Origin of the sequence: Nostoc sp., from assembly GCF_036919675.1 — a bacterium.
Classification (GTDB): domain Bacteria; phylum Cyanobacteriota; class Cyanobacteriia; order Cyanobacteriales; family Nostocaceae; genus Nostoc.
In genome coordinates this window covers 252,327-270,145 of record NZ_JBALCP010000134.1, presented here as the reverse complement: position 1 = coordinate 270,145, position 17,819 = coordinate 252,327, and the positions used below count along the sequence as shown (strand labels likewise).

The 17,819-nt window shown below is 42.7% G+C and carries 14 protein-coding genes; 9 read left to right on the top strand and 5 right to left on the bottom strand.

Annotated features, from left to right (window positions below):
- The first annotated feature begins 107 nt into the window (after window positions 1–107).
- From V7K49_RS31070 to V7K49_RS31060, 3 genes are all read left to right on the top strand, one after another.
- Complete coding sequence (locus V7K49_RS31070; protein ID WP_335209076.1) at window positions 108–632, top strand: Spy/CpxP family protein refolding chaperone; 525 nt, start codon at window positions 108–110, stop codon at window positions 630–632.
- 413 nt (window positions 633–1,045) lie between these two features.
- Window positions 1,046–1,288: a regulatory protein SipA gene (sipA, locus tag V7K49_RS31065; protein ID WP_334866080.1), complete on the top strand. Its 243-nt coding sequence runs from the start codon at window positions 1,046–1,048 to the stop codon at window positions 1,286–1,288.
- 57 nt (window positions 1,289–1,345) lie between these two features.
- Window positions 1,346–1,903 carry a peroxiredoxin gene (locus tag V7K49_RS31060; RefSeq protein ID WP_334975309.1) on the top strand — a complete coding sequence of 186 codons (558 nt, stop codon included), beginning with the start codon at window positions 1,346–1,348 and terminating at the stop codon, window positions 1,901–1,903.
- Between the two features lie 177 nt (window positions 1,904–2,080).
- On the opposite strand, the gene modA is transcribed toward V7K49_RS31060, so the two are convergent.
- Window positions 2,081–2,875 carry a molybdate ABC transporter substrate-binding protein gene (gene modA / locus V7K49_RS31055; RefSeq protein WP_334866084.1) on the bottom strand — a complete coding sequence of 265 codons (795 nt, stop codon included), beginning with the start codon at window positions 2,873–2,875 and terminating at the stop codon, window positions 2,081–2,083.
- A 93-nt stretch (window positions 2,876–2,968) separates the two neighbouring features.
- Here modA and V7K49_RS31050 point away from each other — a divergent pair, with 93 nt between their 5' ends.
- Together V7K49_RS31050 and V7K49_RS31045 are read left to right on the top strand one after the other, a co-directional pair.
- Window positions 2,969–3,412 carry a TOBE domain-containing protein gene (locus tag V7K49_RS31050; RefSeq protein WP_273764357.1) on the top strand — a complete coding sequence of 148 codons (444 nt, stop codon included), beginning with the start codon at window positions 2,969–2,971 and terminating at the stop codon, window positions 3,410–3,412.
- 1,426 nt (window positions 3,413–4,838) lie between these two features.
- The gene (locus tag V7K49_RS31045) at window positions 4,839–6,659 is read left to right on the top strand and encodes an iron uptake porin (RefSeq protein WP_442948709.1); all 1,821 of its coding nucleotides are present in this window, start codon (window positions 4,839–4,841) and stop codon (window positions 6,657–6,659) included.
- 130 nt (window positions 6,660–6,789) lie between these two features.
- Here V7K49_RS31045 and V7K49_RS31040 read toward each other — a convergent pair whose 3' ends face one another.
- Window positions 6,790–8,409 (bottom strand): cyclic peptide export ABC transporter, encoded by a 1,620-nt coding sequence (locus tag V7K49_RS31040; RefSeq protein ID WP_335209072.1) that lies wholly within the window; start codon window positions 8,407–8,409, stop codon window positions 6,790–6,792.
- 321 nt (window positions 8,410–8,730) lie between these two features.
- Between V7K49_RS31040 and V7K49_RS31035 the strand changes: the two genes are divergently transcribed.
- From V7K49_RS31035 to V7K49_RS31020, 4 genes are all read left to right on the top strand, one after another.
- Window positions 8,731–10,386, top strand: a complete 1,656-nt coding sequence (locus V7K49_RS31035; RefSeq protein WP_335209071.1) for a B12-binding domain-containing radical SAM protein — start codon at window positions 8,731–8,733, stop codon at window positions 10,384–10,386.
- A 679-nt stretch (window positions 10,387–11,065) separates the two neighbouring features.
- Window positions 11,066–11,866 carry an SDR family NAD(P)-dependent oxidoreductase gene (locus V7K49_RS31030; protein ID WP_335209070.1) on the top strand — a complete coding sequence of 267 codons (801 nt, stop codon included), beginning with the start codon at window positions 11,066–11,068 and terminating at the stop codon, window positions 11,864–11,866.
- Window positions 11,867–11,875: 9 nt separating this feature from the next.
- On the top strand, window positions 11,876–12,226 hold the full coding sequence (locus V7K49_RS31025; protein WP_335209069.1) for a hypothetical protein: 351 nt from the start codon (window positions 11,876–11,878) through the stop codon (window positions 12,224–12,226).
- An 89-nt stretch (window positions 12,227–12,315) separates the two neighbouring features.
- The gene (locus V7K49_RS31020) at window positions 12,316–13,503 is read left to right on the top strand and encodes a zinc-dependent alcohol dehydrogenase (protein WP_335209068.1); all 1,188 of its coding nucleotides are present in this window, start codon (window positions 12,316–12,318) and stop codon (window positions 13,501–13,503) included.
- Window positions 13,504–13,648: 145 nt separating this feature from the next.
- Here V7K49_RS31020 and V7K49_RS31015 read toward each other — a convergent pair whose 3' ends face one another.
- The 3 genes from V7K49_RS31015 to V7K49_RS31005 form a co-directional block, all read right to left on the bottom strand.
- The gene (locus V7K49_RS31015; RefSeq protein WP_335209067.1) at window positions 13,649–15,070 is read right to left on the bottom strand and encodes a pyridoxal-dependent decarboxylase; all 1,422 of its coding nucleotides are present in this window, start codon (window positions 15,068–15,070) and stop codon (window positions 13,649–13,651) included.
- A gap of 215 nt (window positions 15,071–15,285) precedes the next feature.
- Complete coding sequence (locus tag V7K49_RS31010; RefSeq protein WP_335209236.1) at window positions 15,286–15,480, bottom strand: hypothetical protein; 195 nt, start codon at window positions 15,478–15,480, stop codon at window positions 15,286–15,288.
- A gap of 646 nt (window positions 15,481–16,126) precedes the next feature.
- Window positions 16,127–17,428, bottom strand: coding sequence for an FAD-binding protein (locus V7K49_RS31005; protein ID WP_335209066.1), 1,302 nt, complete (start codon window positions 17,426–17,428; stop codon window positions 16,127–16,129).
- Window positions 17,429–17,819 lie beyond the last annotated feature (391 nt).

The window sequence follows — 17,819 nt, the reverse complement described above, 5'->3', positions numbered from 1 at the left end:
TCATGACTAAAGTCATGGGTAAAACCATGACTTTCTCCTCATGTAACTACTGAAGATAAGTTCTTATGATAGTGGCATCCAACCAGGAAAAACCCACCAAATAAGTAATGAAACTCAAAGCATTATCGCTAGTCGCTGGAGCGATCGCCTTAACTTTAACTGCAACCTCCTTTGCTGTTGACGCCCAAACAGCCTCTCCTTCACCCGTGTTACTTGCACAAAGTCCACAAAAAGAAAGGGGCCCTTGGAAAGACTTGAATCTAACAGATACCCAAAAAACCCAAATTCAGGCAATTCGCCGCGATAGCCGCACCAAAATGGAGGCAGTTTTCACCCCAGAACAAAAGGCCAAGTTAGAGGCAGCGAAACAAGCGCGTCGGGCTGAGTGGCAAGCGCGTAAGGCTCAGGGACAAACCGGTCAAGGTCAACGGCAACCAGGTCAACATCATGGTCGTGGAAAAGGTGATTTTGCTGACTTAAATCTGAGTGAAATACAGAAAAGCCAAATCCGACAAATCCGAGAGTCTGAGAAACAACAGATTCAAGCAGTCTTAACCCCCGAACAGCGGCAAAAAATGGAGCAATTCCGTCAAAATGCCCCTTCGCGCCGTCAACAAGGCAATCCTCAATAATAATCTTTCAAAAAATAGTTAATAAGTCTGGGGCTTTGACCCAGATACTTGGTAACCAGAATTCCTATGGCACTTACCCTTGACTGATGTCCAGGCATTGTTTTCCATAGTCAAAAATTAATAGACTTCTTGCAGAAGATGAGGAAAAGGGATGAAATTTTTTCCCCTTTTCCTTTCCCTCTTTCTTCACACCAAAATAGAAAATTGCATAACCCCTAGTAAAAGTTAGGAGTTATGAGTTTTGATTAATATCAAGTCCGCTTAAATAACCGTCATTGCGAACGTTCGAGGAGCGTCTCGTAGAGAAGGGAAGCAATCCCAAAAACCCTGTGATTGCGTCGTTTCAGTCGCAATCACATATTACGGGTGATTTGCCGGACATCATATAACTCATAACTCCTAGCTGTTTCAAAATGTCTAAAGAATTCCCTATTGGTAGTAAAGTCCGGGTTGTGGCACTACCGTCCTACGTCAAAACTGCTGAACCTATGCCCATGCTTCGCCCCCCCGATGTGATTAACATTGGCGAGGAAGGTATAGTCATTGACCGCCGTCCCGGTGGATATTGGGGTATTCGCTTCGCTAAGGGAGCCTTTCTCCTAGATAGCCAATACATCGAAAGTACAGATACCCCTCCCGAATCTCACTCAGAGTGAGATTAGTAGCAACTAAGAATTGTAAACTTGTGTAAAGTTGTAATTCTGGTTTGCACTATGATTTCCCGCCGCACTTTTTTAAGCATATTATTTGTCAGCTGTATTTCTATGATCAGCTGGCTGAATTTTACCCCTGCTGCTGATGCTCTTGGTGGTAAACTTCCTGCAATTAATCAATCCGCACCAGAGTTTACTTTGCCAACTAATACAGGTGATGGCAAAATTTCCCTCTCTGACTTGCGCGGTAAGTGGTTAGTCCTCTACTTTTATCCTAAAGACTTCACCTCTGGTTGTACTATAGAGGCTCGCCGTTTTCAGCAAGACTTACCGCAATACCTCGAAAAAAACGCCCAGATTATTGGCGTAAGTGCTGATGACATTGATTCTCACGCCAAATTTTGTGATTCAGAGGGACTAAAATTCCCGCTGTTGGCTGACACTGATGGTTCAGTGAGTAAAGCTTACGGTTCGTGGCTCGGCTTCTTATCGATGCGCCACAGTTTTCTCATCGATCCTCAAGGCATCTTGCGCGAGACTTTTGTGAAAGTCAACCCAAGCATTCACAGTTCAGAAGTGCTGGCACGACTAGAAAAATTACAGTCCGCAGCTTCTTAGAGGATTAGCATCAGAGGATATTTGAAAAGTCCTCTGATGGATTTTTTAATAAAGTCTAACTTTTGTAGGGTGCGTTCCGTTCCTAACGCACCATTAAGGATGCTTTCGGTGTGTTACGCGATCGCTAACACACCCTACACATTTTTTACTCAGAATAAAAGGGTTTTTGACTTTTGACTAACTTACAATAAACCCGTATTTTTTGAGTATAGTCTTGGTTTGACTGCCAGATAAAAACTCGATAAACTCTTTGGCTGCGGGAATATTTTTACTGCCTTTAATTACTGCCATTGGATAGACAATCGGTGAGTGAAACTTATCGTCAGCAGCGACTACAACTTTTACTTTGTTGGAGATTTTGGCATCAGTGGCATAAACTAAACCAGCTTCGGCGTTGCCACTTTCTACTGCTGCCAAGACTTGACGCACATTATTAGCAAAGACCAATTTAGACTTGACTCGATCATAAAGTTTCAATTTCTTTAAGACTTGCTCCCCATATTGCCCAGCAGGTACACTCCTGGGTTCACCGATCGCAATTTTTTTAATCTTACTATCTGTTAAATTGTAGAAGCTGCTGATGCCAACAACATCCTGAGCCACAATTAAGACTAAACGGTTATTTGCTAGGTTAGTACGGCTACCTGGTACTAAAAGTCCTTTTTCTTCTAAAGCATCCACTTGTTTTTTGCCAGCAGAAATAAAGATGTCCGCTGGCGCACCTTGCTCAATCTGTTGCTGCAAGGCACCAGAAGCCCCAAAATTATAAGTAATGTTGACATTTGATTTACTTTGTTGGTATAGAGGCTTAATTTCTTCTAGTGTCTCTTTTAAGCTGGCGGCTGCGGATACGAGTATGCTGGTGTTTGACTGTGCTATTACAGGAGAAGGAGTAGCCAATGGTAAACCAATTGCCAGCAGCAAGCCTGCAACTGCTATACCCAGGAAGCCAAGAATTTGTCTTCTTTTCATAAAAAAGGTGCTTGAGAGGTTTTTTTCTAAAATTGATGCTAGGTAGAATCGTAACAATAATACCAATATTTTCCCAACTATATCAGTAAATTTATGCCTAAAAAAGAACAAGGGTGGGTCACATTCCAAACCTCAGAAGAGGAGCGGAAGATTTTGGAAGACTTCTGCGGCCAGTCTCAGCGCACCAAGACCGAGATTCTCCGGGAACTGGTACGTGGTCTTAATCAACACTCTTCACCATCCAACTCGCAACCAACCATAAACACAGAAGAGGAAGATATTTACGCTCAACAGCCTGAGATAGAAATTAGTATTCAAAAGAAATCACTCAAAGTTAGCTCCCGCAATATTCTTAAGGGTGTTGTTAAACGGGTTGTCACTGGAGCCGTTAATAGTGAGGTGACGCTGGAGATTATTCACAAAGTTGAGTTAACTTCGATTATCACCAGAGTATCGGTAGAAGAGTTGGATTTGTCTGAAGGGAAAGAGGCTTATGCCGTTATTAAGTCCAACGATATAGTTATTGCCAGGGAATAGGCTGTGGTGATATCTCTGAACAATTACTTTAGCGATCGCTTTGCTATTCACTCAAGAAAAACGATCAAAATTTTCTCACGAATAATTCCAGATTGCTGTATAAACTTCTTAATCGATGACTGTTGAGATATTGAATTTTTGCTATGGACGCTTGTAATGGTGTTGCTCGGCTCAGGGTAAGCGCATATAAATGACTATTGACAAAAACCCCATTTAAGGAATTAAATACTGCACTTTGTATTGGCACTATGATTAGCTAATGTCAAAAATGTGACAAAATTACTTGATTGTACCCAAAGAATTTATAAAAAAAGACAGGGATTACCTACCTTATATAATTAATTGATATTGTGTTCAACTATGTATAACACATGATTTTGACAAACCTATTACATAATTGTGTCAAAAATGTGAATGCGCTTGCTAGTAAAGACGATTGTCCTGATCGGACAGACAAGCAGGGCGATCGCATCTAAATTAGTTTTGACCAAAACCAAGGTTAAGAACCAACCAAAAAATCAGCATTTCTGGTTTGATTTATTTTCCAAGCTTCAAAGCGATTACCTGATTTTCTGTAATCAGCGAAGTGGAATAACTCTGTTCTGCTGGCCTTTAAAGTTGAGTTAATTTGTTTTAATTTTTGGCGACTAGCGCGGCAGAAGATATGACTTGATAAAAGCCTGACAATTTTTTGCTGTTACAGATAATTATTTTATACAAAAAATTATTCTGAGATAAGATTGACACAAGAATGACATAGAGATTATGTACGTAGTTAACTTTTAAACAGCAATTGACATTATAAACATCACTCTTAACAATGTCTGTGTTGTTGAGGAAAGCGATTATTTTGCGGGTTACAGCTACTAGTACGCCACGGCGTAAATAGAGCAACCATTTAAAATCCCTAAAGAGCTTATTCCATAATACTTTTGACTTTTGACTTTTGACTTTTGACTTCCGCCTTGCGGTACTAGTGTTATTTACCTTTCAGACGCAAAGTAACCACCTTAGTCTTGTTCGCTGCCAGAATGATCGCAAAATAGTGCTGTGTAAATCAGGGAACGCACCTTCTTACAAGTACGATGCTGGCAATTTGGGCATGGCGAATCTTGAATTAAAATTTACTGTTCTAAAGTAACGATACTTGCATTTTAGAAATCTCTATGCAAAAATAAGTTGCTAAAATACTGTAACTCTATCGTTTTACAGTATTTAAATAAAAAATAATCGGATGCGATTTTATTTCCTTTCATATTCAATCACTGGATTGCTGGTTTGAAAATCTGAGATTTCAGATATATAGCCAGCTAAATCTTTGCTAGTTAATAATCTGGCATTTAAGCAGAAGTATTGTGATAAATATTTCTGCGGCTTTTGCTGTTCAATTTTTAGTCAGTTATTTCACTTTTAAGGTTGAGGAGTCATGTCGATTGTTCGCTGGAATTTTAGATTTAGATTGTGCTTACTTTTTTTGGTAAATATTTCAATTATCTCAGTTATTGATCCTGCAAAAAGTCAGGCTAATATACCTGAATCTGTTGCATCTACTGTGAGTGATACCACCCTTGTTCCTGCTTCTGGGCAGTTGCCTGTATTTTTTCGTGATCGCAACAATTATGTGGTTGAGAAAGTTACACCTATTTCACAATTACTCTCACCTATACCATTACCTACCTTTAAAACTACTAATCCCACAGTGAGCAGGCATCAAGTGCGATCGCCAGATGACAATACAGCAATGGAACAGGTAACTTCTGTTTCACAGTTATCAGATGTCAAACCTACTGATTGGGCGTTTCAAGCCTTGCAATCTTTAGTGGAACGGTATGGGGTGATTGCAGGCTACCCCAATCAAACCTTTCAAGGTAATGGGGCAATGACTCGTTATGAGTTTGCAGCTGGACTAAATGCAGCACTGGCTCGAATCAATGAGTTGGTGAGTGCAGGAACCAGCGATTTGCTGAGAAAAGAAGATTTAGAAACATTGCAAAAACTCCAAAATCAATTTGCGCCAGAACTGGCCGAACTGCGGGGGAAAGTGGATTCGTTGGAAGCAAGAACAGCGACTCTTCAAGCACAGCAGTTTTCCACCACAACTAAACTTGTTGGTGAAGTTGAGACTGTGATTGGAGGAATTGTAGCAGGCAATAACGTCGTCACCAAGCAACCCGCCCCTCACAATTTCACATTTCAAGACCGGGTTATTTTGCGCTTAAACACCAGTTTCACTGGTACAGATCAACTGCGGATAGCACTCACAGGAGGAAATATTACCGCTTCCGGAGGAACAAGAAGTGGAACACTTGGAACTAATGATGGCAAAACTTCTGATTACGCCAGTCCACTTTTTCCCAACAATCAATTTTTCCTCTCTGGCCTCCGCTATCGTTTTTTAGCTGGTAGTAATACTGCAATTAATGTTTTTGCTCAGTCTGATGGAGCCTTTGAACTAGGTTTAAGTGGAACCATCAATCCGTATTTTGAAGGGTCAGCAGCTAATGGGATCTCACGATATTCGCGGCGAAATATGGTCTATGACTACGGTGATACCGGAGCCGGAATCGCCATTCTCCATGACTTTAGTAAACAATTTCAATTAGGGTTGGAGTACACCTCGATTAACGGTAACAATCCTACAGACAATAATGGCTTATTTGCAGGCAGGTATGTAGCTCTAGGACAATTACTATACACTAGCCCCAAGAGTAATTTCCGGCTAGCTTTGACTTACGCCAATACTTATAGTCCACCAAACACTACAGGTATAAGTGGCACAAATTTTGGCCCAGTCATCGGCAGTAACTTAGCAAACAGCACCGTGGCTGGAAGAGGAACTTTAGCGAATACTTATGGTGTAGAAGCGTTTTATCGGATTAATCCATCTGTGGCATTAAATGGATGGGTAGGTTATTCCGCGCACCGTTACTTAGGGAGCGGTGATGCAGAAGTCTGGAACTGGGGTGCCGGACTATCATTTCCCGATTTATTCCACAAAGGTAGTTTGGGAGGTATTTTTGTGGGCATGGAGCCAAAGTTGACTACTCTGAGTAAGAACATCAATTTAGGAGCGGGCCTTGGTCAAGTAGACAAAGATACCTCCTTACATATTGAGGGCTTTTACCAATATCAACTTAGTGACAATATTGCGATCACGCCCGGTGTAATATGGATTACTGCACCTGACTTTAATGCTGACAATCCTGATAGTGTAGTTGCTTGGCTCCGCACTACCTTCAGATTTTAACTTGAATAAAACTATAGCAATCCTGAATCATTCGTGAGAAAGAAGCTTCCCGACTTCGTAAAAGTTGTTAGGGAGCTGGAGGTTGCAATTCTCATCAAATAAGTAAGTCGTTTACCCCAATCCGCTTGGGTTAAGTTTTGTCGTACTCTATTTGTCCATAGTCAAGTTTGATAATTCGGTTTGCTAAATGAAAATAGCGATCGTCGTGGCTAATCACCAGCACTGTTTTACCCCGCGATCGCAGTTCTGGGAGTAGTTTAGTATAAAATATTTCTTTGAATATTGGATCTTGATCAGCTGCCCACTCATCAAATAGATAAATTGGTCGATCTTCCAAGTAGGCTGTGAGTAAGGCTAGTCGTTTCCGTTGTCCTTGAGAAAGTGCAGTGGTGGAAAGTTGCCCATTTTCAACTTTAACTTTATGGTCTAGTTGTAGTTGTTTTAAATATTTTGTTGCTTGAGTATCTAAGTTAGAATTTTGTAATCCCAAAAGTTCTTCAAATAAATAAAAGTCGGAAAATACCACGGAATAATGCTGGCGATACCATTCTCGGTTTTGTTCGCTAATTAACTCACTATCAAACCAAATTTCGCCGTTTTCAGGGATATAAAGTCCAGTAATTAGTTTAGCTAATGTAGATTTACCACTACCATTTCCGCCGACAATGAAGACTAATTCTTCAGGATAAAATGTTAAGTCGATGGGGCCAAAGATAAAACTATTGTCTTCTTGATCTGTGTAGTAAGTGTGGGTAACACTTTTAAATTTCAAGCTGTGCCAGTCAGATTTTAGGGCAGGTGGAACAGTCGATATTTCAGTTCGACTAGCTAGAGATAAACCCAGTGACTCTATTTTTTGCAAGGCAATGCTGGCTTTGCTTAATAGGGGAAGTTTGCTGATGATGTTATCCATTGGTAACACCAAATAAGTCAAGGTCAAAATGTAGCCAGAGAGAGTTTGAGGATTGATGGTAAGCAGATTAGGCAGCGCGAACAGGACAAAACCGAGGGCAAAAAAGAATACGAGTTGACCCCAGCTTGAAGTTATGGCAAAAAGGGTTAGACCGTTAACGTTGTGATCACGGAACTCGTTAGCAGTTGATTGCAGTTTTTCTTCTAAGAAGTCTTGACGCCGCCTGTAATTTAGCTTGAGTTCCTTGACTCCTTCGGTAATGGTGCGAAAATGTTTAAACAGATGATCTTCATCTTCACGAGCTAGGGCTAGCAATTTCCCGCCTCTGTTGAGTAGCCACTGACAACTAGCGATCGCTACTACTGTAACACCACAAACCATCAGCAGTACTAACCAAGAGAGCCAAGTTATATATGCTATGCAACCCAAGACGATCGCTAGATTAATAAAGATGAAAGGCAACTGATAAACAGCATTGGCAACCGCCTGAATATCTTCTGTTAGAGTTGCCAATAATCGAGGATTCCCTAGGCGTTCCAGATGGCTTAACTCGGAAGCGAGAATTTGACGACTCAAACGCATCCGTAATTGCAAAACAGCATTCTGAGAAAGGCGAATCAGCATCACTTGGGAAATGATACTGGTAATCAGTGCAACTATTGCCAGCCCCGCAAAACCCCAAGTTATGGATGTCAGCCGGGAAGGGGAACTGCTACTAGCAGTACGGCTAATTAGGGCAATCAAGCCAGCACTACTACCACCACTCAGGAATCCGGTAGCGATCGCTACCGCTACCATCCCCCAAGAAGAACGCAAAAGAAAGTAAATCAAATTCATAACAAACGCTCATACCCCCATGATGCCAGTTGCTACCCTACGGGTTCTCCAAAGGAGTACAAGTTGGGCATTGCCCGAACGCCAACTAGATAAGGGAAACCCGTCTACTCCTAAGGGAGACACATTCGCGTTCAGTAGTGGCTCCCCAATGCCCCATTTCCATCACAGTAGCTTGTAAACCAATTCAGTTTGCGCTTTTAGGGGAGATTTTATATTTTACAGTTAAAAACTTCTGAAATATCACGGTAAGCTAGTTGGAATTACAACTGATTCTGCCAATAGATTGTCTTAGCTGCTCAGTTTTCCGGGGTGAAATTTGCGATGACTGTGAATATGAAGTCTTTGGATAAACAAATTAATGTCGCGGCCGATTCTAAAACCGCTCCTGTCAATCAAGGAACCCGCTACGTTCCTTCGCACCATCGACGCATTCTGTGTATCTTTCCTAAATACAGCCGCTCTTTTGGTACTTTTCATTACGCCTACCCACTTATGGGTAATGTCCGGGCTTTTATGCCACCCCAAGGTATTTTAATTGTGGCTGCCTACTTACCTAAAGAATGGGAAGTGCGGTTTATTGATGAGAATGTCAAATCAGCAACTAGGGCTGATTACCAATGGGCTGATGTGGTGATTGTGAGTGGAATGCATATCCAGAAACCACAGATTAATCAAATTAATGAACTTGCCCATCGAGCCGGCAAAATCACAGTTGTGGGTGGCCCCTCGGTATCTGGGTGTCCAGAATATTATCCTGAGTTTGATATTTTAAGTTTGGGTGAATTGGGAGATGCAAACGATCGCCTGATCGAATATCTCGACCAAAACCTGGAACGTCCCCAAGCGCAAATTCGCTTTGAAACCAAGGAACGTTTGCCCCTAACAGAGTTTCCCACTCCAGCTTATCATTTGCTGAATATCAATGATTATTTCCTGGCAAATGTCCAGTTTTCCAGTGGTTGCCCTTATCACTGCGAGTTTTGTGATATTCCAGAACTCTACGGCAACAGTCCTCGGATGAAAACACCAGAGCAAGTAGTCGCGGAGCTAGATGCAATGCGACAATCTGGCAATTTGGGGGCAGTGTATTTTGTCGATGATAACTTTGTTGGCGATCGCCGCGCCGCCATGAAGTTGCTTCCTCACCTGATTGACTGGCAAAAACGCAATGGCTATCCTATCCAGTTTGCCTGTGAAGCAACGCTCAACCTAGCTCAAAGTCCAAAATTGCTAGAGATGATGCGCGAAGCTTATTTCTGCACAGTCTTTTGCGGCATTGAAACACCTGAACCAAATGCTCTCCATGCTATTTCCAAAGACCAAAATCTGAGTATGCCAATCTTAAAAGCGATTCAGGTTTTAAATAGCTATGGCATGGAAGTAGTATCAGGAATCATCATCGGGTTAGATACAGATACACCAGAAACAGCAGACCGAATTATCGAATTTATTCGGGCATCCCAAATTCCGATGTTGACAATTAACCTCCTTCATGCGTTACCTAGAACTCCTTTATGGCGGAGGTTAGAAGCTGAAGGACGAATTGTCTTTGATGAAAGCCGCGAATCAAATGTTGAATTTTTGATGCCCTACGAGCAAGTTATTGAGATGTGGCGGCGCTGCATTACAACAGCTTATGAGCCAGAATTTTTATATCAGCGGTTCGCCTACAATATGGAACACACCTACCCAAACCGCATTGAAGTACCAAACAGCCCAGCTCGCACTACTGGGGCTAATATTCGCAAAGGTTTAACTTATTTAGGGAATATTTTGCTGCGAATAGGCATATTTAGTAACTATCGTCAGACTTTCTGGAAAATGGCCAAGCCAGCCCTGAAAGCGGGTGATATTGAAAACTTGATTCACGTTGGACTTATCGGACACCATCTGATTAAGTTTGCCCAAGATTGTGCCAAAAACGAAGAATCGGCTTCGTTTTATTCTCAAAAAATCCTTACCAAAGTTCGTAGTTAACTGTCAACATTAGGTACTAACCATCGGTTGCGACAAGTGCTACATCTAAATTTGATAGCTCACGCATAATACAGCTGGAGTTTGTTGCAAATAGGGCTGAGGCTTTGTTTAGATATTTTGGAAAAAATAGACTATCAAAGCTAGCTAAAAGTCCTATTTCACTATTGCTATGTGACTGTCACTACTTTGTACAGCATTTCATTAATTCGTAGCGAATTAAATTTGGCAATGGCATTGCGTGCCTCTACAATGGCAATGCGTCTCTCTACAATGCCAATGTGTCCCTCTACAATGGCAATGTGTCCTTCTGCAATGCCAATGTGTCCCTCTGCAATGCCAATGTGTCCCTCTGCAATGCCAATGTCCCCCTCTGCATTTAAAAACGATACGTTTTATGCAAACCTGTACTTAGTTCCTTAAAATCTGAGGTTTGCCAGAGGTAGAAGTAAAGCACAGTCTATCCGACTAATGAGGGCTAAAAATATATCCAAAACTCCATAAAAGTAACCTTAAAGACACAGCAGTGATATTTCCTGGGAAAGACGTAACTATACTGCTGCCTCCCTAAGATTATAAGAATTGAAAGCCTACAGTCCACGCAGACCGTCTGGTAATGAGACAGAAGCTTGCCAAGACGTTAGAGCGTGGAAAAGTTATATAGGAGCTTGAACGAACGGTTATGAACAGTTCTTTTACCCGACCCTTTGCTGTCGTGACGGGTGCCTCAAACGGTATTGGCTACGAACTTGCCAAACAGTTTGCCCAAAACGGCTTTGACCTTTTAGTTACAGCCACCGGATCGAGTATCAATGAAGCTGCTCAAGCTTTCAAGGATCTAGGTGCTCAGGTTGAGACGGTGCAGGCTGATCTCGCTACCTATGATGGTGTTGAGACGCTCTATAACCAGATTAAAGCCATTGACCGACCAGTGGATGCGATCGCTATCAACGCCGGTGTCGGTGTCAGCGGCGACTTCGCTCGTGAAACCGATCTGAAGGACGAACTCAATCTGATTAATTTGAACGTTGTATCGTCTGTACATCTTGCCAAACGGGTGGTGAAGGATATGGTTGATCGCGGCAAGGGTCGTATCCTCTTCACATCGTCGATAGCTGCGCTGATGCCCGGCCCGTTCGAGACAGTCTACGCAGCCTCAAAGGCGTTTGTGCATTCTTTTTCAGAAGGGTTACGCAGCGAGTTGAAGGATACGGGCGTCACCGTCACTGCGCTCATGCCTGGGCCCACCGATACTAACTTCTTCCAGCGTGCGGATATGGACGACACCAAGGTAGGCGCGGATCAAAAAGACGATCCATCTGAGGTCGCCAAGCAGGGTTTCGACGCCTTGATGGCAGGTAAGGATGAGATCATCGCAGGTTCACTCAAGACGAAGATTCTGGGCACAGTGAGCAAGGTCTTACCTGATACCGTCAGTGCTGAACTGCATCGCAAGCTCAGTGAGCCGGGATCAGCCAACTAGTAAGCACTAGTGGAGCGATCGCTTGATGATAGCACCGTTGCAGCAACGGTAACTGATGAGGGAGACAAAGGCGGTGGTGCAGACGGACTCGAATTAGACGCGGCAGGATATATTTACGCGACAAATTACGAACACCAGGCAATCCTCCGCCGCCGTTCCGGTGGAAAGTGGGAAACGGTAGTCCATGATCCGCATCTTATGTGGACAGATACGCTCTCGGTTGCGGCAGATGGGTATCTTTACGTTACCGCAAACCAGTTGCATCGTCAGGCGAAATACCAAAAAGGAAAAGACCTGCGTCAGAAGCTCTATACGCTATTGAGCATCCGTATTGACGCTCAACCAGTTCTACTGCGGTGAATCCGGCTCTACCGAAAGGTAATTGACAAAACTCCTGGTAGATGCGTTTCACTATTAACAAACAACTTAACTTCAGGAAATTTCAACATATGAAAGCAGTTTGCTGGCAAGGTACTAATAATGTGCAGGTCGAAACCGTACCTGATCCCAAAATTATTAATCCGCGTGATGCTATTGTAAAAATCACGTCAACGGCGATTTGTGGTTCTGATTTACATCTTTATAATGGCTACAACCCGACGATGCAAAAGGGCGACATCCTGGGTCATGAATTCATGGGAGAAGTCGTTGAGTTGGGGAAGGCTGTCAAGAATGTAAATATAGGCGATCGCGTTGTCGTCCCCTTTACCATTTCCTGCGGATCGTGTTTCTTCTGCAATCGAGATTTATGGTCGCTGTGCGATAACTCCAATCCCAACGCTTGGATGGCAGAAAAAATGCTAGGTCATTCCCCATCTGGTCTTTTTGGCTACTCCCATCTCACAGGCGGCTACGCCGGAGGTCAAGCTGAATATGCCCGCGTTCCCTTTGCCGATGTTGGTTTGTTTAAGATTCCAGATGGATTGACAGACGAACAGGTTTTGTTTTTGACTGATATCTACCCCACCGGATACATGGCTGCGGAGAACTGTGACATCCAGCCTGGAGATACGGTCGCAATCTGGGGCTGTGGACCCGTAGGGCAATTTGCGATTAGAAGTGCCTTTATGCTAGGTGCAGAGCGGGTGATTGCAATCGATCGCGTTCCCGAACGCCTCCAGATGGCGAAAGCCGGTGGGGCAGAAATCCTCAACTATGAAGAAGTCGAGGTGGGTGAAGCCCTGAAAGAAATGACGGGTGGGCGTGGCCCCGACTCGGTAATGGATGCAGTGGGCATGGAAGCTCACGGTTTGGGTTTGGAAGGCTTTTATGACAAGGCCAAGCAAGCAGTACGTCTAGAGACAGATCGCCCCAATGTGCTGCGTCAAGCGATCGTTGCCTGTCGCAAAGGCGGCACTGTATCCGTTCCCGGTGTTTACACTGGTTTTGTAGACAAGATACCTATGGGGGCTTTCATGAATAAAGGCTTGACGATGAAAACGGGACAAACACACGTTCATCGGTACTTGCGTCCGTTGCTAGATCACGTTCAAAATGGCGATATCGATCCATCATTCGTGATTACTCATCGTCTGCCGCTAGATCAAGCACCGCACGGCTACCAAATTTTCAAGGACAAGCAGGACAACTGTATCAAGATTGTACTCAAGCCTGGTCAGTCCACCGAAACCTTGTAAGGTAAATACCGAAAACCTTTGAGAAACAAGCACGTTAGCGCTGTATTCCGTGCTTGTCTTCTACACGCTAGTAGCCAACAGACAAGCTGCACGCTCAACGTATACTTAATGGTTTAGCTGTTGAGCGTGTGTGGCGAAAAATGAGTTAATGATTTTCTATGTTCTCAGCAGTTTGACAAATTAATTGCCAAGCGTGCTGTACGTGTTTTTTATCTGTGGTTGCTTGTCCAATTGACATTCTTAAAGTTAATTTTTGCTCAAGCTTGGTGGAAGTGAGATAGATTTTACCCGAAGAGTTGATATTGTCAATGATTTCTTGGTTAATTGCATCACCCAATTTATGGCGAAAACATACCAAATTTAACGGGGGATTCACAACCAGTTCAAAACTAGGATGAGATTTTACACATTCAGCAAATTCTTGGGCTAAAGCAATATGCTTGCGAATATAATGCTGTAAGCCTTCTATACCATAGTGCCGAATTACAAACCACAGTTTGAGACTTCTAAATCTACGTCCTAAAGAAATCTGCCAATCTCGATAGTCAATAACTTTACCAGACGTGCTAGCTTGATTTTTGAGAAATTCAGGCATGATAGATAATGCATGAATTAGTTTAGCTCGGTCTTTCACATAAAAACAGGTACAATCAAAATTAGTTAGCATCCATTTGTGAGCATTAAAACAATAGCTGTCTGCTAGTTCTAATCCTTGATGAATCCACCGATACTCAGGACATATAGCTGCTGTACCGCTCATTGCGCCATCAACATGGAGCCAAATGTTATGTATTTGAGCGATCGCACCTATTTCTGTTAATGGATCTATGGCATGAGATGATGTTGTCCCTACAGTAGCAGCAATATAAAAAGGGATTAACCCAGATTCCATATCTGAAACAATCTGCTGTTGTAGTAATTCTGGACGCATTCTATAATCAGCATCAACCTCAATTAAACGGAGATTGTCTCGCTTAATTCCCGCTATAATGGCAGCTTTCTCAATTGAAGAGTGGGCTTGAATAGAAGTGTAGACAACCAGTTGATTAATATCTGCTTTTAACTGTTCTCTAGCTGCTATCAAAGCTACTAAAGAAGCACTACTGGCTGAGTCTTGAATTACTCCTCCTCCTGTGGTCGAAGATTTAAACTGCGAGGGAAGTTCCAACATATCTATTAACCAGTCTAGAACATGAGTTTCTAACTCAGTACAAGCTGGAGAAGTTGCCCACAACATCCCCTGAACTCCAAGTCCCGCACTGACTAATTCTCCTAAAATTGATGGTGCAGAAATACCTGTAGGAAAGAAAGCAAAAAAGTTTGGAGACTGCCAATTAGTCAATCCTGGTACGATAATTTCATCTAAATCTTGTAAAATGTCTGCAAAAGACTCTCCTTTTACGGGGGCTGTTTCTGGTAGTTTGGCTCTAATCTCTCCAGGTTCTACTTGAGATAAAACAGGCAGTTGCTCTACTGTTTCTAAATAATTAGCTATCCAATCAATAGTTTTATATCCCCAATGACGAAATTCATCTGAGGACATATGGTATTCTTGATTGTTTTCCATATTTTTATCCTGAATAAAAAATCTTATTTAACAATACATATTTTATATGTTATCTCAAGCTTTAATATTTATTTTTCTGGATCAAGCTCAGTGAAAAAAAGGAGAGTATTGCTACTCTCCTAACGTAATATAAGGGAAAATTTTCAGCTTAGTGATTAAGCCTCGCAATCCGTTCACACAATTCACGAGCGTATGCGTTGTTAGAAAATCATCCCTTAATAGTCATTGTCAGCCACACAAATTCCTTTACATTTAATACCGTTTGTAGCTGTGCGCTGGCAATGAGAACATAAAACTTTTTCGTTTTCTGTTTCTTGATTGATATTTATATTAGTGCTTGCAATAAAAAAGTCTTTTTCGGTCTGGATTTTTACAGTCATAAGGGTGGAAGGATTTTTTGCGGTTGACATTTTACAAGTCAGTTAGAATCTCAATCTGGTTTGGAGCAAAGCCTTGTTTCCATGTCACTAGCAGCAAGCTTTGCTACTTCTAGAGCGTTGTGCATGGTGTAGGTCATGGCTATATCTCCTAGCAAGGCATACTAGTACCGCAAGGCGGAAGTCAAAAATCAAAAGTCAAAAGTCAAAAGTATTATGGAATGGGCTTTTTAGGGTTTTTAAATGGTTGCTCTCTTTACGCCGTAGCATACTAGTTTATTATTTCACTTCTATTGCAATTCTCGTTTGGATGCAACACATGGTAGGGGCACAGCAATGCTCATTGGTGTCAACTTAAGGCAAAAGCCAGTCTAGAACAAGCTTTTAGAGGTGCCTCGTTCCCAGTCGGAGACTGGGAATGCCTACTCTTAGGCTCCGCCTTCCTTACTCGCGGCAGAGCCGCAATGAACAGCATTTCCAGCCAGAGGCTGGAAACGAGGTTTGAAAAGGGTTTTGCGCTTAAGTTGACACGCATGAGCAATGCTGTGCCCTTACGAGTGGTCTGTAGTCTGTATTCCATGCAATTAAGAACCACTTGCTCCTCACTAAGACCGAGTATCCCAGCTAAAAATATACAAGCATCTCATCGTTCAGCGTTTCATATAGAGAAAAGTTTGGGCTAACAGTTTGCAAAAATGCCCTGACTTGGCGTTAATAAATTATCTGGATCGTAACGTCGCTTTGCACTTACCAGATTTCCCCAAACCGGACGAAAATGCTGCTGCCAATCATGATGGGAGAAAGACAGGGCGTTTACAGGATATTGATAACCACCCAAATCACGATTTTTCTCAAAGAGTCTACGATTATCATTGAGCATTTTTGTAATTACAGAATCATCTGGTGGTACTGCTGTTCGCAATAGGGCAAACAGAAACACAACCTTTTGGTTCGGAACCCGGAAATTGGGTAGCCCGAAGCGTTTAGTTTTAACTGGATACAGCAGAATTGGCCCTTGACCCATATCAGCTAGCGTTAAGGTGGCAGCGACTTCACCAACAAAACTGTTAACTGCACTACTGGGTACAAACAGATTTAACCAAGGATGAGGATTTGACCAAACACCAATAGATTTGAGAAGGGCAACTGTAGGAGCTAAACGGTTGAGAAAATCAAAGTAAGTTTTATCTTCTATTTGTTCTGTACCGCGAGTATAGTTTAACCCCGCAAGTAACAAACTGTTATTAGGTATGCTTGGAGGACTGTAAAAGCTAGCCGCTTCTAGCAGATAACGCCATCCACCAGCATTATTAGAAACTAACTGACCTTCTACATAGTTGAAGCGCTGATCATTTATGATTTCGCATTGGTCACGAGTAAAGGTAGCCAAATCGTCATAATACAACTGAAATACACGGGCATTGGTAGTGGCGGGAATTAGCTTAACAGTTGCCTGTACGATAATTCCACATTGACCTAGTCCTGCTAGTACTGCTGTAAATAGATTGCGATTGTACAACAGTGAACAAGTTTCGAGATCACCAGTACCAGTTATCACCTTCAGTTCTAAAACATTGTCAACTTGCACACCATAGCGATGAGTTGCACCGCCAATACCCCCCACTGATAAAGTGCCGCCGATAGAAAGCTCGATGTAATCAGTGAGAACGGGCGGTGTTAATCCCATAGCAAGCGTTTGTTGCAATAACTGACTCCATACCACTCCAGCATCAACAATTGCTCGGTCTGTACCAATGAAATGAATCTTGTTGAGCGGACTTAAATCAATGACAATGCCTGCTTCTACTTGTGACTGGCCGTAGGTAGAGTGACCCTGACCGCGTGGGGCAACCTTGAGCTTGTGAGTCCGAGCAAATTGAATAACTTGAATAATATCCTCAATTGAGCCTGGTTTAAGTACTGCTATCGGTTGACGATGCACGATATTACCAAAGTCAATACTGGCATCAGCAAGTGTCATATTATCTAGTGTAAAGCACTCCATCTAAGGAAGGTAAACTAAAATTTATACAATAATTTTATTAAAAATACAGTTAAATCCTGTTAAGGCTATTACTCAATACAGTTCAGTTAAGGCTTAACTCTTTATCAAAGTCAATTTTTTAACGTAGACGCAAAGCGGTGAAGCAGCCCGGTCTTCTCCCAAAGGGAGAGGCTAGCGCCAAGGGGGTTTCCCCCATGAGCGACTGCTGTTAGCGCAGCGTTAGCGATAGCGTAGCGTTAGGAACGAGCGTCGGAACGAGCGTCACCCGGAGGGCTTGCCGCAGGCTACCGCCTTCTCTGCGAGAGGCTCCGCCAACGCGCAGCGTCTCGTAGAGAAGAACGCCGAGAATTCGTAGAGTGTGCGTAAA